At 68.3% G+C, this 20617-nt stretch carries 24 protein-coding genes; 19 read left to right on the top strand and 5 right to left on the bottom strand.

Annotated features, from left to right (window positions below; all coding sequences use genetic code 11):
* Nucleotides 1-59: 59 nt before the first annotated feature.
* The gene (locus NUW81_RS05355) at nucleotides 60-446 is read right to left on the bottom strand and encodes a response regulator transcription factor (protein ID WP_245111199.1); all 387 of its coding nucleotides are present in this window, start codon (nucleotides 444-446) and stop codon (nucleotides 60-62) included.
* A 241-nt stretch (nucleotides 447-687) separates the two neighbouring features.
* On the opposite strand from NUW81_RS05355, the gene guaA reads away from it, so the two are divergent.
* The 4 genes from guaA to NUW81_RS05335 all read left to right on the top strand — a co-directional run bounded on the left by guaA (nucleotide 688) and on the right by NUW81_RS05335 (nucleotide 5106).
* Nucleotides 688-2262 carry a glutamine-hydrolyzing GMP synthase gene (gene guaA / locus NUW81_RS05350; protein ID WP_245111197.1) on the top strand — a complete coding sequence of 525 codons (1575 nt, stop codon included), beginning with the start codon at nucleotides 688-690 and terminating at the stop codon, nucleotides 2260-2262.
* A gap of 26 nt (nucleotides 2263-2288) precedes the next feature.
* Nucleotides 2289-3131 (top strand): hypothetical protein, encoded by an 843-nt coding sequence (locus NUW81_RS05345; RefSeq protein ID WP_245111194.1) that lies wholly within the window; start codon nucleotides 2289-2291, stop codon nucleotides 3129-3131.
* A gap of 89 nt (nucleotides 3132-3220) precedes the next feature.
* Nucleotides 3221-3418, top strand: a complete 198-nt coding sequence (locus NUW81_RS05340) for a hypothetical protein (RefSeq protein WP_245111192.1) — start codon at nucleotides 3221-3223, stop codon at nucleotides 3416-3418.
* Nucleotides 3419-3486: 68 nt separating this feature from the next.
* Entirely contained in the window at nucleotides 3487-5106 is a 1620-nt protein-coding gene (locus NUW81_RS05335; protein ID WP_245111189.1) for a serine hydrolase domain-containing protein, read from the top strand.
* Here NUW81_RS05335 and NUW81_RS05330 read toward each other — a convergent pair.
* Both NUW81_RS05330 and NUW81_RS05325 read right to left on the bottom strand, forming a co-directional pair.
* Complete coding sequence (locus tag NUW81_RS05330) at nucleotides 5097-5759, bottom strand: hypothetical protein (protein ID WP_245111187.1); 663 nt, start codon at nucleotides 5757-5759, stop codon at nucleotides 5097-5099. The two genes, NUW81_RS05335 and NUW81_RS05330, sit on opposite strands and share 10 nt — an antisense overlap.
* 8 nt (nucleotides 5760-5767) lie before the next feature.
* On the bottom strand, nucleotides 5768-6811 hold the full coding sequence (locus NUW81_RS05325) for an AI-2E family transporter (protein WP_245111184.1): 1044 nt from the start codon (nucleotides 6809-6811) through the stop codon (nucleotides 5768-5770).
* 86 nt (nucleotides 6812-6897) lie between these two features.
* On the opposite strand from NUW81_RS05325, the gene purT reads away from it, so the two are divergent.
* The 10 genes from purT (at nucleotide 6898) to NUW81_RS05275 (ending at nucleotide 13885) form a co-directional block, all read left to right on the top strand.
* Nucleotides 6898-8073, top strand: coding sequence for a formate-dependent phosphoribosylglycinamide formyltransferase (gene purT / locus NUW81_RS05320; protein ID WP_245111181.1), 1176 nt, complete (start codon nucleotides 6898-6900; stop codon nucleotides 8071-8073).
* Between the two features lie 22 nt (nucleotides 8074-8095).
* Nucleotides 8096-8920 carry an EamA family transporter gene (locus NUW81_RS05315; protein WP_245111179.1) on the top strand — a complete coding sequence of 275 codons (825 nt, stop codon included), beginning with the start codon at nucleotides 8096-8098 and terminating at the stop codon, nucleotides 8918-8920.
* 14 nt (nucleotides 8921-8934) lie between these two features.
* Nucleotides 8935-10308: an MATE family efflux transporter gene (locus tag NUW81_RS05310; protein WP_245111177.1), complete on the top strand. Its 1374-nt coding sequence runs from the start codon at nucleotides 8935-8937 to the stop codon at nucleotides 10306-10308.
* A 40-nt stretch (nucleotides 10309-10348) separates the two neighbouring features.
* On the top strand, nucleotides 10349-10516 hold the full coding sequence (locus tag NUW81_RS05305) for a hypothetical protein (protein WP_245111175.1): 168 nt from the start codon (nucleotides 10349-10351) through the stop codon (nucleotides 10514-10516).
* Complete coding sequence (locus NUW81_RS05300; protein ID WP_245111172.1) at nucleotides 10509-11096, top strand: ferric reductase-like transmembrane domain-containing protein; 588 nt, start codon at nucleotides 10509-10511, stop codon at nucleotides 11094-11096. Before NUW81_RS05305 ends, NUW81_RS05300 begins: the two co-directional genes overlap by 8 nt.
* On the top strand, nucleotides 11093-11404 hold the full coding sequence (locus NUW81_RS05295) for a PepSY domain-containing protein (protein ID WP_245111170.1): 312 nt from the start codon (nucleotides 11093-11095) through the stop codon (nucleotides 11402-11404). Before NUW81_RS05300 ends, NUW81_RS05295 begins: the two co-directional genes overlap by 4 nt.
* Before the next feature lie 65 nt (nucleotides 11405-11469).
* The gene (locus tag NUW81_RS05290) at nucleotides 11470-12036 is read left to right on the top strand and encodes a TetR/AcrR family transcriptional regulator (RefSeq protein WP_245111166.1); all 567 of its coding nucleotides are present in this window, start codon (nucleotides 11470-11472) and stop codon (nucleotides 12034-12036) included.
* On the top strand, nucleotides 12033-13130 hold the full coding sequence (locus NUW81_RS05285) for a serine hydrolase domain-containing protein (RefSeq protein ID WP_245111164.1): 1098 nt from the start codon (nucleotides 12033-12035) through the stop codon (nucleotides 13128-13130). The genes NUW81_RS05290 and NUW81_RS05285 overlap by 4 nt, the downstream gene beginning before the upstream one ends.
* A 63-nt stretch (nucleotides 13131-13193) precedes the next feature.
* Entirely contained in the window at nucleotides 13194-13547 is a 354-nt protein-coding gene (locus tag NUW81_RS05280) for an arsenate reductase (protein ID WP_245111162.1), read from the top strand.
* 56 nt (nucleotides 13548-13603) lie between these two features.
* Nucleotides 13604-13885, top strand: a complete 282-nt coding sequence (locus NUW81_RS05275) for a DUF427 domain-containing protein (RefSeq protein ID WP_245111160.1) — start codon at nucleotides 13604-13606, stop codon at nucleotides 13883-13885.
* On the opposite strand, the gene NUW81_RS05270 is transcribed toward NUW81_RS05275, so the two are convergent.
* A complete protein-coding gene (locus NUW81_RS05270; RefSeq protein ID WP_245111157.1) occupies nucleotides 13882-14406 on the bottom strand; it encodes a methyltransferase family protein in 525 nt (174 codons plus the stop codon). The genes NUW81_RS05275 and NUW81_RS05270 overlap by 4 nt on opposite strands.
* A gap of 47 nt (nucleotides 14407-14453) precedes the next feature.
* On the opposite strand from NUW81_RS05270, the gene panB reads away from it, so the two are divergent.
* The 5 genes from panB (at nucleotide 14454) to NUW81_RS05245 (ending at nucleotide 19441) form a co-directional block, all read left to right on the top strand.
* Entirely contained in the window at nucleotides 14454-15326 is an 873-nt protein-coding gene (gene panB, locus NUW81_RS05265) for a 3-methyl-2-oxobutanoate hydroxymethyltransferase (RefSeq protein WP_245111155.1), read from the top strand.
* A 111-nt stretch (nucleotides 15327-15437) separates the two neighbouring features.
* Nucleotides 15438-16148 carry a tetratricopeptide repeat protein gene (locus NUW81_RS05260; protein ID WP_245111152.1) on the top strand — a complete coding sequence of 237 codons (711 nt, stop codon included), beginning with the start codon at nucleotides 15438-15440 and terminating at the stop codon, nucleotides 16146-16148.
* 5 nt (nucleotides 16149-16153) lie between these two features.
* The gene (locus NUW81_RS05255) at nucleotides 16154-17482 is read left to right on the top strand and encodes an outer membrane protein assembly factor BamB family protein (protein ID WP_245111150.1); all 1329 of its coding nucleotides are present in this window, start codon (nucleotides 16154-16156) and stop codon (nucleotides 17480-17482) included.
* A gap of 35 nt (nucleotides 17483-17517) precedes the next feature.
* Complete coding sequence (der, locus tag NUW81_RS05250; protein WP_245111147.1) at nucleotides 17518-18924, top strand: ribosome biogenesis GTPase Der; 1407 nt, start codon at nucleotides 17518-17520, stop codon at nucleotides 18922-18924.
* Between the two features lie 79 nt (nucleotides 18925-19003).
* On the top strand, nucleotides 19004-19441 hold the full coding sequence (locus NUW81_RS05245; protein WP_245111145.1) for an Hpt domain-containing protein: 438 nt from the start codon (nucleotides 19004-19006) through the stop codon (nucleotides 19439-19441).
* Here the strand turns inward: NUW81_RS05245 and NUW81_RS05240 are convergent.
* Nucleotides 19438-20610, bottom strand: coding sequence for a DUF418 domain-containing protein (locus tag NUW81_RS05240; RefSeq protein ID WP_245111143.1), 1173 nt, complete (start codon nucleotides 20608-20610; stop codon nucleotides 19438-19440). The genes NUW81_RS05245 and NUW81_RS05240 overlap by 4 nt on opposite strands.
* Between the last annotated feature and the right edge of the window lie 7 nt (nucleotides 20611-20617).

Raw genomic sequence — 20617 nt, 5'->3', positions numbered from 1 at the left:
AGAAGGCCGCTGGCGGGATACCGCCGGCGGCCTTTTTCGTGCGCGGATTGGGCCGGCGCTCAGGCGATGGCGCGGCGGGGGCGGGGGGTGAGGAGCGCCTCGACGCGGACGACCAGTTCGTCGGGGTCGAAGGGCTTGGCAAGATAGTCGCTGGCGCCCGCTTCATAGGCGATGTTGCGGTCCATCGCGCTGGCGCGGCTGGTGAGCATGAGGACGGGGATGCGGGGCACGAGGCCCGCCGCGCGCAACTCGCGCAGCACCTCGGTCCCCGTTTTCTCGGGCATGGCGCAGTCGAGGATGAGAAGGTCTGGATCCTTGGCGGCGAGGACGGCGGCGACATCGCGCCCGTCGGGCAGGCTGCCGACGAGATGGCCCTGCTCCTCGAGGAGCGAGCGGACGAGATAGGTGACGAGCTTGTCGTCGTCGGCGAGAATGATGCGGGCCATGCGCTGCCTCCTGTCTGCCACCGATGAGAGCGGGTGGGGTGCCGCCGGCCCCATGTAACGGGGAGCCGGCGGCGGGGGGTGGAGCGTCAATCAGTGGACCATTCGGGGGGATAGCAGCGCGGGGCAGGCCTGGCGCGGGCAAGAAGGTCCGATCTGGCAGCGAACGCGGGATAGACAGCACCATGTCGGCGCTTTATCGCGGCGCCTACGAGAGCAGCAGCAGCAAGGGACGGAAGCCGGCATGGAAGCGAGCGAACTGGGCGGGACGATCCTGATCGTCGATTTCGGGAGCCAGGTGACCCAGTTGATCGCGCGCCGCGTGCGCGAGGCGGGGGTCTATTGCGAGATCGCGCCCTTCACCATGGCCGAAGAGGCGTTCGGAAGGCTGCAGCCGTCGGGGATCATCCTGTCGGGCTCGCCCGCCAGCGTGCCCGCCGAAGGCAGCCCGCGGGCGCCGCAGATGCTGTTCGACAGCGGGCTTCCCATCCTCGGCATCTGCTATGGCCAGCAGGTGATGACGCACCAGCTGGGCGGCGAGGTGAAGCCGGGGCACGAGACCGGCGAGGGCGGCGAATTCGGGCGGGCGTATCTGACCGTCACCAAGGACTGCAAGCTGTTCGATGGCCTCTGGAAGGAAGGCGAGCGCCACCAGGTGTGGATGAGCCATGGCGACAAGGTCACGCAGTTCGCGGAAGGGTTCGAGATCGTCGCCAAGTCGGACGGCGCGCCCTTCGCGGTGATCGCCGATGAAAGCCGCCATTATTATGGCACGCAATTCCACCCCGAGGTCGTGCACACGCCCGACGGGGGCAAGCTCATCGCCAATTTCGTGCGCCACGTGTGCGGGCTGAAAGGCGACTGGACGATGGCCGCCTATCGCGACGCCAAGATTGCCGAGATCCGCGAGCAGGTGGGCGACAAGAAGGTGATCTGCGGCCTGTCGGGCGGGGTCGACAGCGCGGTGGCGGCGGTGCTGATCCACGAGGCGATCGGCGACCAGCTCACCTGCGTGTTCGTCGACCATGGGCTGATGCGCATGAGCGAGGCCGAACAGGTCGTCGGCCTGTTCCGCAATCATTACAATATCCCGCTCGTCCATGTGGACGCCGAGGAGCGCTTCCTGTCGGGGCTCGAGGGCGAGACCGACCCCGAGAAGAAGCGCAAGTTCATCGGCAAGACCTTCATCGACGTGTTCGAGGAAGAGGCCGAGAAGATCGGCGGGGCCGAATTCCTCGCGCAGGGCACGCTCTATCCCGACGTGATCGAGAGCGTCTCCTTCACCGGCGGGCCGTCGGTGACGATCAAGAGCCACCACAATGTGGGCGGGCTGCCCGAGCGCATGAACATGGAACTGGTCGAGCCGCTGCGCGAGCTGTTCAAGGACGAAGTGCGCGACCTCGGGCGCGAACTGGGCCTTCCCGACGCCTTTGTCGGCCGTCACCCTTTCCCGGGGCCGGGCCTTGCGATCCGCATTCCGGGCGAGGTGACCAAGGAGAAGTGCGACATCTTGCGCAAGGCCGACGCCATCTATCTCGAGGAAATCCGCAATGCGGGGCTCTATGACGCGATCTGGCAGGCCTTTGCGGTGCTGCTGCCGGTGCGCACGGTCGGCGTCATGGGCGATGCGCGGACCTATGACAGCGTCTGTGGTCTCCGCGCGGTGACCAGCGTCGACGGCATGACGGCGGACGTCTATCCCTTCGAGAGCCAGTTCCTCCAGAATGTCGCGACGCGGATCATCAACGAGGTGCAGGGCATCAACCGGGTGGTCTACGACTATACCTCGAAGCCGCCCGGCACCATTGAATGGGAATAAGAGCGGTGCGGGGACAGGAGATGACCATGTTGAAATTCGCCGTTCCCGCTCTCGCCCTCACGCTCGCGGGCTGTGCCACGACCGATAAGCAGGTCGCCGCCAGCCAGTCCTGTGCGGGCGCGCCGAAGATCGGGTTGTTCGATCCCGCGCGCGATCTGCTCGTGGCCAATTATGACGGCAAGCCCGATGTCGACGATTTGCAGGCAGTGGCGGGGCTCGGCTCGGTCCTGAAGGACCCTGCCTTTGCCTGTGTCGATTATGTCGCCACGGCGGGCGCCTATGGCAGCCAGGGCGGGGAGTATCTGGCCGCGCCGGAGCTGTTCGATCTCGCCTTCGGGGATCGCTGGCTCGATGCGCATGGCGCGCGCGAAGAGACGATCGGGACGCTGGCGCGGCGAATGTTGGAGACGACCTCGACGGGCGGGCGCGTCTGGGTAGCGGAAGCGGGCCAGTCGGACGTGACGGCGGCGGCGGTCAGGCGGATCCCCGAGGAGCTGTGGCGCCGCGTCCATGTCGTCCAGCACAGCTACTGGAACGAGAGCCAGACGGGCGCCGAGGCGATCCAGACGGTGGTCTACAATACGAGCTACCACCGCGTGCAGGACGGGAATTTCGCGGACAATGGCTCGCCGGCCTTCAACACGAAGGACGGTTCGCACTGGGCGGCGCTATTGTCGCATCCGGAGGTCGGGCCGCTGTGGACCGAGGCCAAGCGCCTGTCCGACCTGCACAATCCGCGCGCGGCCTATGTGAACCCCGCGGTGGCGGCAGGCGGGCTCGATTTCTCGGACACGGTCGAGGTGGCCTATATCTTCGGCTTCGACGACATGGCGGGGGTCGGCGACTTCGTCGCGCGCTTCGCCGACTGACGTTCCGATCGGGGACAGGCGGGTTGCAGGATGGAACCGATGCTGCGCTGCGGCATTGATGCGGTGAACCTGTATCAAGCGAGTCTTTCATGAAAAACAAAAGTTTAGCCCTTGCGCTGCCGATGCTGGCGCTGGCCGCCTGCGGCGAGGCCGAGGCCGATCCGGTGACGCTGGTCAACGACCTGCCCGTCGAGGCGATGGTGGTGACCGAGGAAGAGCGCGCGGCAAAGGTCGAGGCCGAAGTCGCGGTGTCCGCCGAGCGCGACGAAGTGGACGCGACCAGCTAGGCCGAGGTTGCAATAACCAAGGCGTGACCTAGGCTCCCGTGACGAACCACGTCGCGGGGGCCTTTTTCATGCGGATAGTCGCTGTTTCGCTGATGCTTGCCGGTGTGGCGTCGCCTGCGACCGCGCAGCCGCTGACGGGCGGGGAGCGGACCGCGATCGAGGAGCTGCTCGAGGCGCTGGAGACGGACGGCGCGCCCGGCGTGGCGGTCGGCATCGTGCGCGGCGGCGAGCGGGTGTTCGAGGACTATCGCGGGCTGGCCGACCTGTCGGCGGGCACCGCGATCGGGCCCGAAACGCGCTTCAACATCGCTTCCAACGCCAAGCAATATGTGGCGCTGATGGTGCTCGGACTGGCGGCCGAGGGGCGGGTCGGTCTCGATGCGGATTTCCGCACCTATTTGCCAAGCGCACTGCCCGAGGTGGGCGAGACGATCACCGTCCGGCAGCTCCTTCATCATCGCAGCGGGGTGCGCGACGTTTATGACCTCTGGGCGCTGACCGGCGTGACCTGGTATGAGCGGGCGCTCGATAATGATGACGCGATGGCGCTGCTGAAGCGGCAGCGGGGCCTCAATTTCGCGCCGGGCAGCGAGCATGGCTATTCGAACAGCAATTGCGTGCTGCTCGCCGAGCTGGTGGCGGCGGTGACGGGGGTGCCGTTCGAAAGCCACGCGGCGAGCGTCTTCGAGGGGCTCGGGATGGACGAGACGGGCTGGCGGGCGCGCTACGGCGATGTCGTGGTCGATGGCGCGCGGGCCTATAACAAGTGGGACGGCTGGCTCGAGAATCCCTCGATCGCCAATTTGATGGGCGACGGTTTCCTCTATTCCACGCTGGACGACCAGCTTGCCTATGAGGCGCGGGTGCAGGGGGGCGAGGATGCGCTGGTGGCGGCGGCGCAGGCGCCGGGGCCCGACGGCGGCTATGGCTACGGGCTCGAGCATGACGCATGGCGGGGGCTGGAGCGAGCGTGGCATGTCGGGTCGACGGGAGGCTTCAACGCCTACGGCCTGCGCTATCCCGAGGAAGCGCTGTCGGTCGTGGTGCTGGGCAACAATGCGCAGATCGGGGTGGTGGCGCTGGGCAATGCAATTGCCGAGGCCTTGATCGGCGCGCGTGAAGAGGCGGCGCCGACCTATGCGGCCGGACCGGGCGAAGTGCTGGCGCGGCCTGCCAATGCGGCGGTGGTCGGGGCCTATGAGCAGGAGGGCGGGAGCATCATCGCCATCGTCGAGCGGGACGGGGCGCTCTATCGCGAGCTCGAGGGGCGCGAGCCGGTCGAGCTGCGCCACGAGGCGGGCAATGTCTTTGCCTATGCGACGCTTGCCGACCTCAAGATCGCTTTCGAGGGGGAGCGGTTCCGGCTGTTCCTGCCCTCGCAGCCGGTGGCGACCTTCGACCGGCTGGCGCCGGTGCCGACCGATGCCGCGACGCTGGAAAGCATCGAGGGGCGCTACGTGAATGGCGAGACCGACACCGAGATCGTCATCGAGCATGCCGGGGGGGCGGCCTATCGCATGGTCAAGAACGGGCGCACGCGCGATGCGGTGATGGTGGCGAAGGATGACCTTCGCTGGGCCGGCTACAGGCTGCGCTTCGAGCGAGGGGCGGATGGCGCGGTCGAGCGGCTGCTGGTCGACAACGGGCGCAATCGGGGGGTGAAGTTCGAGCCCGCCGCTCAGCCGTAGAAGCGGTGGCAGTCGAACAGGAGGATCCGGCCTTCGAAGACGTCGCCGCCGCTGCAGACGACCTTGATGGTCGCGGCGTCGGAAAAGCGGCCGATGCGCTCCACCTCGCCGACATCGAGGGCGATCGGCGGGCTGGCCTCGAAATAGAGGATGTCGTTGCCCGCCTCGCCCGCGTCCGTGCCGGCGACGCGGCCCTCGACGATGATGCGGCGCGAGGCGAAGACGGGATTTAGCGCCTGCGGGGCGGTGGATTGCAGGCGGTCGAGCTGTAGCGCCGAGATGATCGTGGTGCCGCTGGTGGCGGAAACGGGCGGCGTGGTTACGGGGCGCTCGACGGCGGGGCGCCCGGAGACGGCGGGCTTCGTGGCGGGCTCGTCGTCGTCGAAGACGCTGGCGATGATGAAGAAGATGAAGAACAGGCCGGGCAGGAGCGAGGCGGCATTCTTGCCCTCGATATTGGCGGGCAGGCGCGCGGCGATCCAGCCGGCGATGGCGGCCGCGACATCATCCGTGCCATTGCCGCGGTGGGCGCGCGCCTCGATCCGCGCCCTGGAGCGGGGGCGCGTGGCGCGGTTGGTGCGGGCCGGCCAGTTCGACGCGTAGCTGCTGTCCGGCGCGGGGACGGGGCGGCCCTTATGGTCGAAACGCGCCATGCGGCGGCCTAGCCTTTTGCGGGCTCGGGCTCTGGCGTGTCGCGGCCGGGGACCTTCACGTCATGGCCGAGCGCATCGCGGCTCCACAGCATGGTGACGAGGGTGTAGATCACCACGGTGAGCGGTGCGGCGAGAATGACGCCGATGAGGCCGAACAGCCCGCCCGCCGCGGCCAGCGCGAAGATGAGCAGCGCCGGCGGGATGGAGACCGCCCAGTTCTGCACCATCGGCGTGAGGACATTGCCCTCGATCTGCTGGGCGACGAGATAGACAAGCACCGCATACCAGAAGAGGTCGGGGGCGGCCGAGAAGGCGATGATGAGGCCCGGCACGGCGCCGATGAAGGGACCGATGAGCGGGATGAAGTTGAAGACGCCGATGGTGAGGCCCAATGCGGCCGCCGAGGGGATGCCGACGATGGCGAGGCCGATCCACACCATCACGCCGACGATGGTCATGGTGGCGAGCTGGCCGAGGAGGTAGCGCTTGAGGGCATGGCCCGAGGCGTCCATCGCCTCGATCACCTTGGCCGAACGGTCGCGCGGGAAGATCTTCGACAGGCCTCGCTTGTAGACATCGGGATCGAGCGCGAAATAGGCGGCGCCGACGATGACCAGCACGAGGTTGGTCACGAGGCCGAGGAAGCCGAAGGCGAAGTTCACCGCCTGGCCGGCCATGTCCTGCACGTCGGGGGTGGCCTCGGCGAGGTCGCCGATGAAGGGCAGGCGCTCGAGCTGGGCGCGGACCTGCGGGGCGGCTTCGGCGAGTTGCGCCTGGAGGCTCGCGAACTGGCCCGACAACTGCGCGCCGAACAGCCAGCCGAAACCGAAGAGGAGGAGGAGGATGGTGGCCAGCCCGAGCAGCACCGAGGCGGTGTTGCCGAGCCCCATCTGTTCGAACGGCCAGGCCGCCGAGCGGATCAGCACGGCGATGAGGATCGCGCCGAAGATGAGGAGCAGCGTCGGGGTGAGCATCGGCAGCGCGAGCGCGAGGCCCACCAGCAGGAGCACCACCAGCGTGCGGCGCACCAGTTCGCCGAGATCCATCGTCATGTCGTCATTTCCCCCTTACGCATCTGCTTGAAGGGGTGACGAAGCGGGGCGGTCTTGGCAAGAGGAAAGCCGAGGAGGGCCATGTAATGACACCGACCGCGACGATCCTGCTGCTGGGGGCAGGCGAACTGGGCAAGGAGTTCGTGATTTCCTGCCAGCGGCTGGGGTGCCGCGTGATCGCCTGCGACAGCTATGAAGGCGCGCCGGCGATGCAGGTCGCCGATGAGGCCGAGGTGTTCGACATGCTCGACGGCGCCAAGCTCCGCGCGGCGGTCGAGAAGCACCGGCCCGACCATATCGTGCCCGAGATCGAGGCGATCCGCACCGAGATGCTGGTCGAGCTGGAGGCGGAGGACTGGCATGTCGTGCCGACCGCCAAGGCAACGCGGCTGACGATGAACCGCGATGCGATCCGCGATCTTGCGGCGGGCGAGCTGGGCTTGAGGACGAGTGCCTATCGCTATGCGGAAAACTATGCCGAGCTGCTGGAAGCGGCGGAGGAAGTCGGCTTCCCGCTGGTGGTGAAGCCGGTGATGAGTTCGAGCGGCAAAGGGCAGTCGACGGTGCGTTCGGGCGTGGAGCTCGAGGCGGCGTGGAAATATGCCTGCGAGGGCATGCGCGGGGATCGCCAGCGGGTCATCGCCGAGGGCTTTATCGACTTCGATTACGAGATCACGCTGCTGACCGTCCGCCATGCGGGCGGGGTGAGCTTCTGTCCGCCGATCGGGCACCGGCAGGAAGGCGGCGATTATCGCGAGAGCTGGCAGCCGATGGCGATGAGCGATGTCGCGATCCACAAGGCCGAGCATATGGCGGCCAAGGTGGTCGATGCGCTGGGCGGCTATGGCCTGTTCGGGGTCGAGTTCTTCGTGAAGGGCGACGAGGTCATCTTCTCCGAACTCAGCCCGCGTCCGCATGACACGGGGATGGTCACGCTGGTGAGCCAGAACTTGTCCGAGTTCGACCTGCATGCGCGCGCCATCCTCGGGCTGCCGATCCCGCCGATCCACGCGCGGCCGAGCGCGAGCGCGGTGCTGCTGGCCGAACAGGCGGCGAGCCGCTTCGCGATCGAGGGACTCGAACAGGCGATGTTCGCGCCGCCCGGTGCCCATGTCGACGTGCGCATCTTCGGCAAGCCGGTGACGCGGCCGGGGCGGCGCATGGGGGTGGCGCTGGCGAGTGCGCCGGGCGAGGGCACCGACCGCGCGCGCGAGATCGCGGGCGATGCGGCCTCCAAGCTGTGGATCCGGTACGACGACTAGGGCGCGTCTCCTTGGCGTGGGCTTGGCAGCGATCCTCGCCTTTGCCGCCAATTCGCTGTTCGCGCGCGCCGCGCTCGCCGAGGGGGTGAGCGGGCCGGGCGCCTATGCGGCGATCAGGCTCGGCGCGGGCGCGCTGGTGCTCTTGCCATTCATTCGCGGGGCGTCGCTGGCGCGCGATGGTTGGGCGGGGGTGTTCCTCGCGCTCTACGCGGTCGCTTTCTCCTTTGCCTATGTCGACCTCGGGACGGCGAGCGGGGCGCTGATCCTGTTCGCCACCGTGCAGGCGGTGATGGTCGTGGTCGGGCTGGCACGCGGCGGCAGGGCGAGCCTCGGCGGGGTCGCCGGGATCCTCGTCGCGCTGGGCGGGGTGGCGTGGCTGCTGGCGCCGGGCGCGGGGGCGGTGGATGCGCAAGGCGCCGCGCTGATGATGCTCGCGGGGGTCGGCTGGGGGCTCTATTCGCTCGTCTGCCACAAGGGTGCGGGCGAGGCCGCGGCGGCGACGGCGGGGGCCTTTGCGGTGGCGGCGGTGCTGGCCTTGCCGCTGTTGCTTCTCGGCGAGGAGGTGACGGGGCGGGGCGCGCTGCTCGCGCTGCTGTCTGGCGGGCTGACGAGCGGGCTCGGCTATGTCGCATGGCGCATGGCGGCGCCGCACTTCAGCCTGACGGGGGTGGCGGCGGTGCAGCTGGCGACGCCGGTGGCGGCGGGGCTGGTCGCCTGGCCGCTCTTGGGCGAGACGCCGGGCGCGCGGCTGGCGCTGGCGGCGGTGGTGATCCTCGGCGGGGTGGCGTTGGCGATGCGCGCGCCGCGCGAGAAGGACGGTCTGGCGGAACCCGCGGGCACCCGCTAGCGCTTGAGGCCGAGATGCCTGCAGACAGTCCCCCGCGAAAGAGCGCCGCCGCCAAGCTGGCGACGGGTTCGATCCCCGGTCACCTCCTGACCCAGACGCTGCCGATGATGGTCGGCGGCGCGGCGCTGATGAGCGTGGGCATCATCGATGCCTATTTCGTCGGCCAGCTGGGCGCCGATGCGCTGGCGGCGATCAGCTTCATCTTTCCCGTGACCGTGGCACTGTCCTCGCTGGGCGTGGGCGTGATCGCGGGGATCAGTTCGGTGGTCAGCCGCGCGCTCGGGCAGGGCGACGAGGACCTTGCGCGGCGGCGCGGCAATATGGGGATCGTGCTCGCGGCTTTATTCGGAGTGGCGATCGGGCTCGGCCTCTATGCAGGAAGGCATGCGCTGTTCCGGCTGATGCAGGCAGACGAGGCGATCCTGCCGCTGATCGATGCGTATATGGGGCCGTTCGCGCTCTTCTTCCCGCTGCTGCTCGTGTCGATGGGCGTCAACGGGTGCCTGCGAGGGCAAGGGCTGGCGAAGCGCTCCTCGAGCGTGCTGCTGGCGCTGGCGGTGGCCAATTGGGTGCTCGACCCGCTGCTCATCACGGGCGCCTTCGGGGTGCCCGGCATGGGGATCGCGGGGGCGGCCTGGGCGACTGTCGGCGGCTGGGCGGTGGCCGTGCTGGTCGGTTTCCTGTTCCTCCAGAAGAGTGCCTTGCCCTTCTCGCCAAGGACGCTGCCGCAATGCGACTGGAAGGGCGGGAGCCGGGCGATCGCGCGGGTCGCGGGGCCGGCGGCCTTTTCCAATTCGATCAACCCCATCGGGCTCAGCGTGCTGACCGGTTTCCTTGCGGCAACGGCAGGCGAGGCAGCGGTGGCGGGGTTCGGGACGGGCGGGCGGTTGCAAAGCTTCGCGGTGGTGCCGCTTCTCAGCCTGTCGGCCTCGATCGGGGCGATCGTCGGGCAGAATTGGGGCGCGGGCGAATTGGGCCGCGTGCGCCAAGCGCTCGTCTGGGCGGGCGGCTTCTGCATCGCCTACGGGCTCGTCATCGGGGCGGTGCTGGTCGGGTTTCGCGAGACGCTCGCGGGGCTGTTCACCGACGATCCGGAAGTCATCGCGGCGATGGGCGATTATCTGATGATCGCGGCCTGGGGCTATGCCGGTTACGGCGTGCTGATCATGGCCAATGGCGCGCTGAACGCGCTCGATTTCGCGGGCAATGCGCTGGTGCAGAGCGTGGCGCGGGTGCTGCTCGTGATGGTGCCGGTGGCGTGGTGGCTGGGCGGCAAATGGGGTGCCAATGGCATCTATGCCGCCGAGCTGGCCGCCAACCTGTTCGGGGGGCTCGTCGCGGCGGCGATGCTGTGGTGGGTAGTTTGGAAGCGCCCGCAGGCGGATTGAGCCTTTTGCTATTGCGAACCATTCGCAAACATGGTCTGGCATGGACATGGACCTGCCGCGCCTTCCTTCCCATGATTCGACGTCGCTGACCCCGCGCCACGACGCGGTGCGGGCCGACGAGCATCGCGAGGCGGCGCAGCGCGGCGCCTGTGCGGCAGCCGAATGGCGCTGGTTCTGGCGGCATTATGGCTGGAAGCAGCATGACTGAGCGGGGTGCAAGAGCGCTCGTCTGGGGCGTGCTGGCGCTGCCCGGCGCGTGGCTGGCGCTGACGCTGGCGCGGGCGGAGGATCCGTGGCTGGCCGACTGGATCGCCGGCTCGGGCGAATGGTCGGCGCGGCTGCTCATCTTCGCGCTGATGCTCACGCCGCTGCAGAAGCTCATGGGGCGGCGCCCCGCGATCCGTTTCCTCCTGCGCCATCGCCGCGCGATCGGGGTGGCGGCGTTCCTCTATACCGTCGCCCATGTCGCGCTCTATGTCGTCGACATGGGCACCGACTGGGGCGCGGTGCTGGGCGAGGCGCTGATCCCCGCGATCCTCGCCGGCTGGATCGCGATGCTGGCGATGCTCTTTCCCTTCCTTGCCTCCAATGATGCGGCGATGCGGCTGCTCGGCAAGGGGTGGAAGCGGGTGCAGCGGCTGGCCTATCCGGCGGCCACGGCGACGCTTCTCCACTGGCTCCTCGTGCATGACGGCACTGGCGAGGCGCTCCTCCATTTCCTGCCGCTCGCGCTCCTCCAGCTCGCGCGGCTCCACCTTCATTTCACCAGGAAAGCGATAGCCACATGACCAAGATGATCCTCACCGCCGCCACTGCCGGCCTCCTCCTCACCCTCGGCGCGGCGCCCGCGCAGGCGACCGGCAAGATGGAGTGCAAGGTTGCCGAAGCCGATCGCCAGCCGATCGAATTGCTCGAGCAGAAGCTCACCGCCGAGGGCTGGCAGGTGCGCAAGTCGAAGGTCGATGGCGGCTGTTACGAGGTCTATGCGACCGATGAGCAGGGCCGCCGCATCGAGGCCTATTTCGATCCGCAGACGTTCGAGAAGCTGCTCGTCTCGCAGCGCGGCCGCGAGCTCTTCCGCGCCGAAGGTCGCTAGACACCGCTTGACATCGGGGCAACTCCTTAGCAATTGCTAAGTTAGCAACTGCTAAGGAGGGCCTCATGGGGCGCGATCAGATTGTCGGGGCGGCGGCGCGGCTGTTCGCCGCGCGGCCTTACGAGCGGGTATCGATCCGCGACATCGGCGAAGAGGCGGGACTCACCAACCCCGCGCTCTATGCCCATTTCAAGGGCAAGGAAGCGCTCGGCCTTGCCGTCTACGAGCGCGCCTATGCGCGGCTCGTCGAGGCGGTCGAGGCGGCGGTGCTGCCCGACATGACGCCGCGCGAGAAGGTCGCGGCCTATGTGCGTGCGGCAGTCGGATTGCTCGGCGACGAGGGCGCGCCGATGCGGATCGTCGAGCGCCAGCTTGCGCTCTTCGGTCCGCGGGTGCGCGAGGCCTGGGGCGACCGGGCGATCACGGTCCGGCTGGCGGGCTGGATTGCGGCGGGGCGTGCCGATGGTTCGATCCGTGCCGATCATGATCCGGCCTTCCTGATCGCCGCGATCATCGGGCCGGTCACGGCCTTCATCATCCAAGAGGAAGCGGGACTGGCGCCGGCCGAAGGGGCGGCGGACGCACTGGCCGCGCTCGTCGATGCGGCGATCGCGCCGGAGACGGCACGATGAGCGCGCTCCTGCTCGCAGGGGCGATGCTGGCCCTGGCGTCGCCGGCGCTCGAGGCGGAGGCTGAAGCGCTGCGGGCGCAAGCGGGGCTGCCCGCTGTGGCGCTGGCGCGCATCAGCTGCGGGCGTGTGGAGACCGCCATGAGCGGCGTGCCGAGGCTCGACCGGCCCGACGCGCCTTGGCCTGCCTCATCGCGTTTCGCGATCGGGTCGAATGCCAAGGCGATGCTCGCGACGGCGGCGATGCGGATGGCGGGGCGCGGCGAGATCGCGATGGATGCCCCGCTCGGGACCTTGTGGCCCGATGCGGCCGGTAACGGCGCGGCGGCGGCGATCACGCTGCGCCAGCTTCTCGCGCATCGCAGCGGGCTGCCGCCCTTTTCGAGCGGGCGCGAGCTCGACAGGGTGCCCGCGCTGGGGGGCGGGGGCGATCATGCGGGCGAGAGCGCGACGGTGGCGACCGCGCGCTGGTTCCTCGCGCAGCCGATGGCGGGCGCACCGGGCGAGGCACTGCTTTATTCCAATGCCGGCTATGTGGTAGCCGGCGCGCTGCTGGAACGGGCGGCGGGCATGCCGCTCGGCGACGTGCTGGCGCGCGAGGTCTTCGCGCCGCTCCGGCTCGATGCGGTGATGGGAGCGCCGCGCGATCATGAACCGCTCGGGCCCCATGGCCATGTCGAGGAGGGCGAGGGGCTGGTGCCCTATCTCGATGCCGCGCCCGCGCTGCCGCCGTTTCTCGAGGCGGCGGGGAACGTATCGCTGTCGCCCGCCGATTATGCGCGCTTCGTCGAGGCGCAACTTTGCGCGCTCGAGGGACGCGGCAATGCGCTGCTCGCGCCCGGTGCGGCGGCGCAGATGCACCGCCCGGTGGCCGAAGAGGCCTCGCTCGGCTGGGGGCGGGTCGAGCTGGGCGGCCAGCTGCTGAGCTTTCACATCGGCGGGACGGGCACCTTCACCGCTTATGCCGCGATCGCGCCCGGCGCCGACCGCGCGGTCATCGCGCTGACCAATGCAGGTGGCGATCGGGCGGGCGCGCTGCAGGGCTGGCTGGTGGCGCAATTCCCGGCGGGGGACGACAAGGTCGAAGAGGCCCCTTGAAGCGCGGGCGGGGCTTTTGCATATGGCTGGCAAACGCGCATTCACGAAAAATCGGAAACTCCCATGATCACGATGTACGGCATTCCCAATTGCGATACCGTCAAGAAGGCCAAGAACTGGTTCGAGAAGCGCCAGATCGCCTATAGTTTCGTCGACCTCAAGAAGACGGGGATCGACAAGGAAACGCTCGAAATGTGGGTGCTCGACATGGGCTGGGAGCCGCTGCTCAACAAGCGTGGCACCACCTTCCGCGAGCTGCCCGCGCCGCTGAAAGAGGATATCGACGCCGACAAGGCGATGCTGCTGATGAGCGCGCATCCGACCATGATCAAGCGCCCGGTGGTCACCGACGGCGACACCGTGCTCGTCGGCTATGATTCGACCGGCTACGAGAAGATGACCGGCATCGACGACTAAGGGCGGAACGTACGCGGGCCGGGCCACGTTCGCTTTTCCAGACAGGAGAAGTGAACATGGTCAAGGCCACGTGGAACGGCGATGTCATCGCCGAATCCGACAACACCGTCGAAGTCGAGGGAAACCATTATTTCCCGCAGGCCGACGTGAAGATGGACCGGCTGGTGCCGTCCGACACCAAGAGCCATTGTCCGTGGAAGGGCGAGGCGAGCTATTATTCTATCAAGGCCGACGGCGTGACCAACGCCGATGCCGCCTGGACCTATAAGGAGCCCAAGGAAGCGGCGTCCGAGATCAAGGACCATATCGCTTTCTGGAAGGGCGTCGAGGTCGGCTAGAGCCAGCGCTTCGAGCGGGCGAGGTAATCGCTGTAGGGCTGGCCGAAGCGGCGGGCGAGGTAGGCTTCCTCGCGGGCGATGACATAGCGGTCGATCACGAACAGGATCGGCACCAGCCCCGCGAGGATAAGGAAACAGCCCGCGATGATGGCGATGCCGGCATAGGCGAAGGCCATGCCGAGATACATCGGGTTGCGGGTCAGGCGATAGGGGCCGGCGAAGGTCAGCGCCTTCGTTTCTTCCCACGGCTCGGGCGGGGTATCCGCGCGGCGGAATTCCCAGATGGCGGTGACGATGAGGATCGCGCCCAAGACCACCACGAGCGCGCCCGAGAAGGCGCGGGCGGGCCAGCTGAAATCATCGAGGCTGATGTCGCAGGCTTCGTCGAGATGGTGGTGGAAGAAAACGAGGAGCGCGAGCGGCACGCCGTAGATCAGTGGCGGCGGGGCGATGACGCCGGCGGTATCCTTCGGGGCCTTGTCCTTGGGAGCGCTGGTGTCGGGCTCGTTCGTTTCGCTCATGCAGCGAGCCTAGCCGCGCGGGCGGGCGCGCGCTAGAAGCTTTGGCCATGTCCAAGATCACCATCGATACCGATACCAGCCGCGCGACGCCCAAACCGGCGCCGGGCAAGCGCATGACCGCGCCCAAGATCATGACGCGCAAGAGGGGCGCCGACGGCTCGGGCGAGCCGCTCGTCATGCTTACCGCCTATACGATGCGCATGGCGCAATTGCTCGACGAGCATTGCGACATGATCCTCGTCGGCGACAGCCTAGGGCAGGTGATCTACGGGCTCGACAGCACCATCCCCGTCAGCCTCGACATGATGTGCGCGCATGGCGCTGCGGTGGTGCGCGGCTCGTGGCACGCGATGATCATCGTCGACATGCCGTTCGGCAGCTATGAGGCGAGCCCGCAGCAGGCGTTCGAGAGCGCCAGCCGGATCATGAAGGAAACGGGCTGCGCGGCGGTCAAGCTCGAGGGCGGCGAGGCGATGGCGGAGACGATTGCCTTCCTGACCAGCCGCGGCATTCCCGTGATGGGGCATGTCGGGCTGACCCCGCAGGCGGTCAACATGCTCGGCGGCTATCGCGCACGCGGCAAGAATGACAGCGAGGAGGCCAAGATCCTCGCCGATGCGCGCGCGGTGGCGGAGGCTGGTGCCTTTGCCGTGGTGGTCGAGGGCGTGATGGAAGAGATCGCCTCGGCGGTCGCCAAGGCGAGCCCCGTGCCGGTCATCGGCATCGGCGCCTCGAAGGATTGCGACGGGCAGGTGCTGGTGACCGAGGACATGCTCGGCCTGTTCGAGCGCACGGCGCGCTTCGTGAAGGTCTATCACGACCTTGGAAGCCAGATCTCCAAGGCCGTCGAGACCTATGCGGAGGAAGTGCGCTCGGGCGCCTTCCCCACCGAGGACCAGACCTACCGGCCCAAGTCTTAAGGGCTTTGCCTTTGGGCTTATAGGGCGCTAAGCCAGCCTCCGTTCATTTCGGGGTGGGGATGCTGCGGCCAAGAGGCGCGGTGACCGCCCCCCATCATTCGAGGATTACCAGTGGCCCTTCCCCCGCAAGACGCAGCCAGCTTCGAACGCGAGGTCGACGAGGAATATCGCCGCGCGCAGGCCGCCGAGTTCGGCAAGAAATACGGCAAGTGGATCGCCGCCGCGGTGATCCTCTTCCTCGCCGCGGTCGCGGGCGCGATCTGGTGGCAGGCCGAACAGGTGCGCATGGGCGAGGCCGAGGTCGAGGAACTGGCCAAGGTGGTCGCCGATCTCGGCGATCCGGCCGAGGAAGACGGCATCGCCTCGCGCCTCGAGGCGGTCGAGGCGGGCGAGGGTGCGGCAGCGGGCGCTTCGGCGGCCATGCTGCGCGCCGCGGTGCTGCTCGAGGATGGCGACCGTGCGGGCGCGATCGCGGCCTACGAGGCGCTGGCCGAGGATGGCGATGCGCCCGAGGCCTATCGCGCCGCCGCGCGCATCCGCTGGACCTATCTCGACTTCGACCAGGTCGAACCCGATGTCGTCGTGGCGCGCCTCCAGGGGCTCGCGCAGGACGGCCAGCCCTTCCACGGCGCGGCCAAGGAACTGACCGCGCTGGCACTGCTCGCGCAGGGACAGGGAGACGAGGCCGCGCAACTCTTCAAGGCGATCGCCGATGATGCCAGCCTGCCGCGCAGCTTGCGCACGCGGGCGGTGCAGGTCGCGGGCAGCTATGGCGTCGATGCCAGTGCCGCGCTCGCGCAAATCGAACAAGAAGGACAGTAAGCCCCATGACCATGCGTGCACATAAACTCCTCCTGCCGGTGGCGATGGCGGCCCTCCTGTCGGGCTGCGGCGTGTTCAAGGAAGCCGAGAACAAGACCCCCGTGCTGGGCGAGCGCGTCGCGGTGCTGGGCGCCGAGGTCGAGGTCGGGATCGACGCGACGACCGCCGCGCTGCCCTTCGCGTTGCCCGCCCCGCGCGCCAATGACGATTGGGCGCAGTCGGGCGGCAACGCGCCCAAGGCGATGGGCCATCTCGCCCTCTCGGCCAGCCCGCAGCTGGCGTGGCGCACCTCGATCGGCGAGGGCTCGAACAGCGCGGCGCGGCTGATCGCCACCCCCGTGGTGGCCGAGGGCCGTGTCTATTCGATCGACGTCGAGGGCGTCGTGCGCGCCTTCGATGCGCAGACGGGTTCGCTGCAGTGGGCGACGCAGTTCGCGAGCGCCGAGGGCGACCGCGGCTCGCTCTATGGCGGCGGCGTGGCCTATGGCGACGGGCGCCTGTTCGCGACCAACGGCCTCGGTGATGTCGTGGCGCTCGATCCGGCCAATGGCGGCATCTTCTGGCAGGTCCGCCCCGCGGGCCCGCTGCGCGGCGCGCCGACCTACGACGGCACGCACCTCTACGTCACCACACAGGACAACCAGCTGTTCGCGCTGAAGCCTGCCGATGGCGCATCGGAATGGAATGCCAGCGCGGCATTGGAAGTCGCGGGCGTGTTCGGCAATGCCGCCCCCGCGGCGGGTCGCGGCACGGTGGTCGCGGGCTTCTCCTCGGGTGAGCTCAACGGCTATCGCTACGAGAATGGTCGCCTCCTGTGGCAGGACGCGCTGTCGCGCACCTCGGTGTCGACCAGCGTGTCGTCGCTCTCCGACATCGACGCCGATCCCGTGATCGACAGCGGGCAGGTGATCGCCGTCGGGCAGGGTGGGCGCATGGTCGCCTTGGACATCCTGTCGGGCCAGCGCCTGTGGGAACTGTCGATCGCTGGCACCTCGACCCCGACGGTGGCGGGCGAATGGGTGTTCGTGGTGACCGACCGCGCCCAGCTTATCGCCGTGGCGCGCGAAAGCGGTCGAGTGCGCTGGATCAACCAGCTGCCGCGCTTCAAGAATGAAGAGAAGCGCTCGGGTGCCTATTATTACGCCGGCCCCGTGCTGGCGGGCGGCAAGCTGTGGGTGACGAGCTCGGCCGGCGGGCTGATCGAGATCGACCCCGACAGCGGGCGCTATCTGGCGCAGCGCGAGGCGGGCAAGGGCTATTCGCTGGCCCCCGTGGTGGCCGGCGGCACGCTCTACCTGCTCGCCGATGACGGCAGCTTGAGCGCCTATCGCTAGTTGACGCTGGCGCCATCGCGGTCCAAGGGCGCGCGATGGCCAAGCGCAAGAAACTTCCCGTCGTCGTCATCGTCGGACGTCCCAACGTCGGCAAATCGACGCTGTTCAACCGGCTCGTGGGCCAGCGCATCGCGCTGGTCGACGACCAGCCGGGGGTGACGCGTGACCGCCGCGAGGGCGAGGCGAGCCTGCTCGGCATGGACTTCACCGTGATTGACACGGCGGGCTTCGAGACCGAGGCCGATGCGACGCTGCCGGGCCGCATGCGCGCGCAGACCCGCGCCGCGGTGAGCGATGCCGACGTGGCGCTGTTCCTGATCGACGGGCGCGCGGGGCTGACGCCCTTGGACCGCGAGATCGCCAACTGGCTGCGCGGGCTCGACACGCCGATCCTGATCGCTGCCAACAAGTCGGAAGGCTCGGCAGGCGAGGCGGGCCGGCTCGAGGCCTATGAGCTGGGGCTGGGCGAGCCCTTCGCGCTGTCGGCCGAGCATGGCGAGGGTATCGTCGACCTGTTCGACGGCCTGCGCGAGCATCTCGAGAAGCCCGGCATGGAAGTCGAGGAAGAGGAAGAGGCCGAGGCCGAATTCCACGTCCCCGAGGACGGCGAGGAGCTGATCGTCGAGGATCTGGGGCCCTTGAAGCTGGCGATCGTCGGGCGACCCAATGCGGGCAAGTCGACGCTCGTCAACCAGATGCTCGGCGAGGAACGGATGATCACCGGTCCCGAGGCAGGGATCACGCGCGATGCCATCCATCTCGACTGGGAATGGCAGGGGCGCGAAGTGCAGCTGGTCGACACGGCGGGGCTGCGCAAGCGCGCCAAGGTCGATGACAAGCTGGAAAAATTGTCGGCCTTCGACACCAAGCGCGCGATCGACCGCGCCGAGGTGGTGTGCCTGCTCCTGGATGCCGAACGCGGGCTGGAGAGCCAGGATTTGCGCATCGCCGACCAGGTGCTGCAGGAAGGCCGCGCGCTGGTCATCGGATTGAACAAGTGGGACGTCGCCGACAATCCGAGCGGGCTGTACAACGGGATCCGTGCGGCGCTCGACGAGGGGCTGGCGCAGGTGAAGGGCGTGCCGCTCGTCGCCGTGTCGGCCAAGACCGGCAAGGGCGTCGACCAGCTGATGCAGGCGGCCTTCGACATTCGCGACAAATGGGCGAGCCGCGTGCCGACGGGCATGCTCAACCGCTGGTTCGACGATGCGATCGCCGACCATGCCCCGCCCGCACCGTCGGGGATGCGGATCAAGCTTCGCTACATCACGCAGGCCAAGTCGCGCCCGCCCGCCTTTGTCATCTTCGGCACGCGCGTCGACAAGTTGCCCAAGAGCTACGAGCGCTATCTCATCAACTCGCTGCGCCGCGACCTCGATCTCGGGCCGATCCCCATCCGCCTGATCACCCGCGCGCCCAAGAACCCCTACAGCCGGAAATAAACCGAACCTTTACCCTCTTTGGCTAGGCCGGAGGGTAGAGGTCGGTGCCGTGGGGGTGCCGGCATGAGGGTACTTAGCGTTGAGCGCAGCCGCCGACATCGTCGACTGGAAGTATTTCGAGGAAACGCGGGCCCAGCTGGGTCCGGGGTTCATCAAGATTCTCGGCTATTTCCGCGAGGACGGCTTCAAGTCGCTCGAGAAGATCGAGGCGGCGATGCGCAGCCATGACACGGTCGCGCTGATCATCCCCGCGCATACGATGAAGGGCGAATCGCGCCAGTTCGGCGCCGAGCCGCTCGCCGATGTCGCCGAAGTGATCGAGAACCGCGCGCGCTCCTGCGTCGAGGAAGGGCGTTTCCCGAACGAACTGGTGCCCGACGTCGTGAAGCTGCGCCAGCTGTTCGAGGCGACTATCGAGATGTTCGACGAGGCGACCAACCCGCGCTTGCGCAAGCCGACCGGTGGCTTCGGCGTGAAGGGCGTGCACAATACGGGCTTCGGCCGCGCCCAGCGCTAGCGGCGCATTTCCTGCAGCTCGCCGCGCGCGAGACTTCTCCACAACCATTCGAAGGGGCCGTAGCGGTAGCGCTCGAGCCACGGCTTCGACCACAGGAGCATGAGGAGGCCGCCCAGCGGGGCGAAAAGCCATGCCTGCCCGCGCGACAATTCGCCCCATGAGGGGCCGAAGATGACGGGGGTCATGAGGATGGTGGCGCCGAGATAGTTGGTGAAGGCGGCGCGTCCGGTGGCGGCGAGGCGGTCGACCAGCCAGCCGCCGCGCTGGGTGGCGAGGATCATCAGCGCGGCATAGCCGAGCGCCATCGGCGCCTCGAGGCTGACGCCGAGGGCGACGCGCAGGAAGAGGAGGCGGTCGGCATCGAAGCCCGAGGTGACGATGGCGGCGGCGGCGGCGAGATAGGCGAGGAGGCAGAGCGGGATGGCGAGGAGCCAGCGGCGGTAGGTCGCGGGCGCGGCGCTGCCGGCGAGGAAACCCGAGGCCATCAGCGCCATGCCCAGGAGCATGAGGCCCAGCGTCTCGAGGAGGAAGATGGCGGCGTTGACCAGCGGGGTCCAGCGCTCCTCTGCCCAGATGAAAGCGGCATGGGCGAGGGGGCCGCTGTGGGCGGCGATCTCGCGCGCCAGGTCGGTGGGCGCGATGGCGGTGGGGATGATGGAGGCCTCGCCCGGGCCGGGGACGGCGAGGCCCATCAGCGCGGTCATGGCAAGCGCATTGGTGAGGAGGAGGATGATGGCGGCGCGCAGGAGCGACTGCCTGTCCCAGTCGAGCGCGACGAGCGCGAGGAGGCCGACCATCGCGTAGAGGGTGAGGATGTCGCCCCACCAGAGGAAATAGAAGTGGGCGAGGCCGATGAGGAAGAGGATGGCGAGACGCGGCAGGTGGAGCCTGAGCGGGCTGTGGCCTTTGTCCCGCGCCCGCGCCGCGATGAGCCAGAGCGAGGCACCGAACAGGATGGTGAAGAGCGCGCGCATCCGGTTGTCGATGAACAGCCAGTTGAACAGCCAGGCGAGGCGGTCGCCGGGAGCATCGAAGCCCGTGATGGTGGGGTAGCTGGCCGCCTTTTCGGGCAACGCCATGGCGATGACGTTGGCGAAGAAGATGCCGATCACGGCAAGGCCGCGCACGACATCCATGCTGGTGATGCGGGACGGGGAGGTGGTGGCCATGGCGGAG

It is taken from the genome of Sphingomicrobium aestuariivivum, from assembly GCF_024721585.1.
Taxonomy (GTDB): Bacteria; Pseudomonadota; Alphaproteobacteria; order Sphingomonadales; family Sphingomonadaceae; genus Sphingomicrobium; species Sphingomicrobium aestuariivivum.
This window is presented reverse-complemented; position numbering and strand designations above follow the sequence as displayed.

Excerpts from the sequence above, each read along its gene's own strand:
- NUW81_RS05300 (WP_245111172.1), top strand. The coding sequence starts at position 10,509 with ATGACTGAGCGGGGTGCAAGAGCGCTCGTCTGGGGCGTGCTGGCGCTG.
- NUW81_RS05355 (WP_245111199.1), bottom strand. The coding sequence starts at position 446 with ATGGCCCGCATCATTCTCGCCGACGACGACAAGCTCGTCACCTATCTC.
- NUW81_RS05310 (WP_245111177.1), top strand. The coding sequence starts at position 8,935 with ATGCCTGCAGACAGTCCCCCGCGAAAGAGCGCCGCCGCCAAGCTGGCG.
- NUW81_RS05330 (WP_245111187.1), bottom strand. The coding sequence starts at position 5,759 with ATGGCGCGTTTCGACCATAAGGGCCGCCCCGTCCCCGCGCCGGACAGC.
- guaA (WP_245111197.1), top strand. The coding sequence starts at position 688 with ATGGAAGCGAGCGAACTGGGCGGGACGATCCTGATCGTCGATTTCGGG.
- NUW81_RS05285 (WP_245111164.1), top strand. The coding sequence starts at position 12,033 with ATGAGCGCGCTCCTGCTCGCAGGGGCGATGCTGGCCCTGGCGTCGCCG.
- NUW81_RS05340 (WP_245111192.1), top strand. The coding sequence starts at position 3,221 with ATGAAAAACAAAAGTTTAGCCCTTGCGCTGCCGATGCTGGCGCTGGCC.
- purT (WP_245111181.1), top strand. The coding sequence starts at position 6,898 with ATGACACCGACCGCGACGATCCTGCTGCTGGGGGCAGGCGAACTGGGC.
- der (WP_245111147.1), top strand. The coding sequence starts at position 17,518 with ATGGCCAAGCGCAAGAAACTTCCCGTCGTCGTCATCGTCGGACGTCCC.
- NUW81_RS05335 (WP_245111189.1), top strand. The coding sequence starts at position 3,487 with ATGCGGATAGTCGCTGTTTCGCTGATGCTTGCCGGTGTGGCGTCGCCT.
- NUW81_RS05345 (WP_245111194.1), top strand. The coding sequence starts at position 2,289 with ATGTTGAAATTCGCCGTTCCCGCTCTCGCCCTCACGCTCGCGGGCTGT.
- NUW81_RS05255 (WP_245111150.1), top strand. The coding sequence starts at position 16,154 with ATGACCATGCGTGCACATAAACTCCTCCTGCCGGTGGCGATGGCGGCC.
- NUW81_RS05275 (WP_245111160.1), top strand. The coding sequence starts at position 13,604 with ATGGTCAAGGCCACGTGGAACGGCGATGTCATCGCCGAATCCGACAAC.
- NUW81_RS05240 (WP_245111143.1), bottom strand. The coding sequence starts at position 20,610 with ATGGCCACCACCTCCCCGTCCCGCATCACCAGCATGGATGTCGTGCGC.
- panB (WP_245111155.1), top strand. The coding sequence starts at position 14,454 with ATGTCCAAGATCACCATCGATACCGATACCAGCCGCGCGACGCCCAAA.
- NUW81_RS05305 (WP_245111175.1), top strand. The coding sequence starts at position 10,349 with ATGGACATGGACCTGCCGCGCCTTCCTTCCCATGATTCGACGTCGCTG.
- NUW81_RS05280 (WP_245111162.1), top strand. The coding sequence starts at position 13,194 with ATGATCACGATGTACGGCATTCCCAATTGCGATACCGTCAAGAAGGCC.
- NUW81_RS05290 (WP_245111166.1), top strand. The coding sequence starts at position 11,470 with ATGGGGCGCGATCAGATTGTCGGGGCGGCGGCGCGGCTGTTCGCCGCG.
- NUW81_RS05295 (WP_245111170.1), top strand. The coding sequence starts at position 11,093 with ATGACCAAGATGATCCTCACCGCCGCCACTGCCGGCCTCCTCCTCACC.
- NUW81_RS05325 (WP_245111184.1), bottom strand. The coding sequence starts at position 6,811 with ATGACGATGGATCTCGGCGAACTGGTGCGCCGCACGCTGGTGGTGCTC.
- NUW81_RS05270 (WP_245111157.1), bottom strand. The coding sequence starts at position 14,406 with ATGAGCGAAACGAACGAGCCCGACACCAGCGCTCCCAAGGACAAGGCC.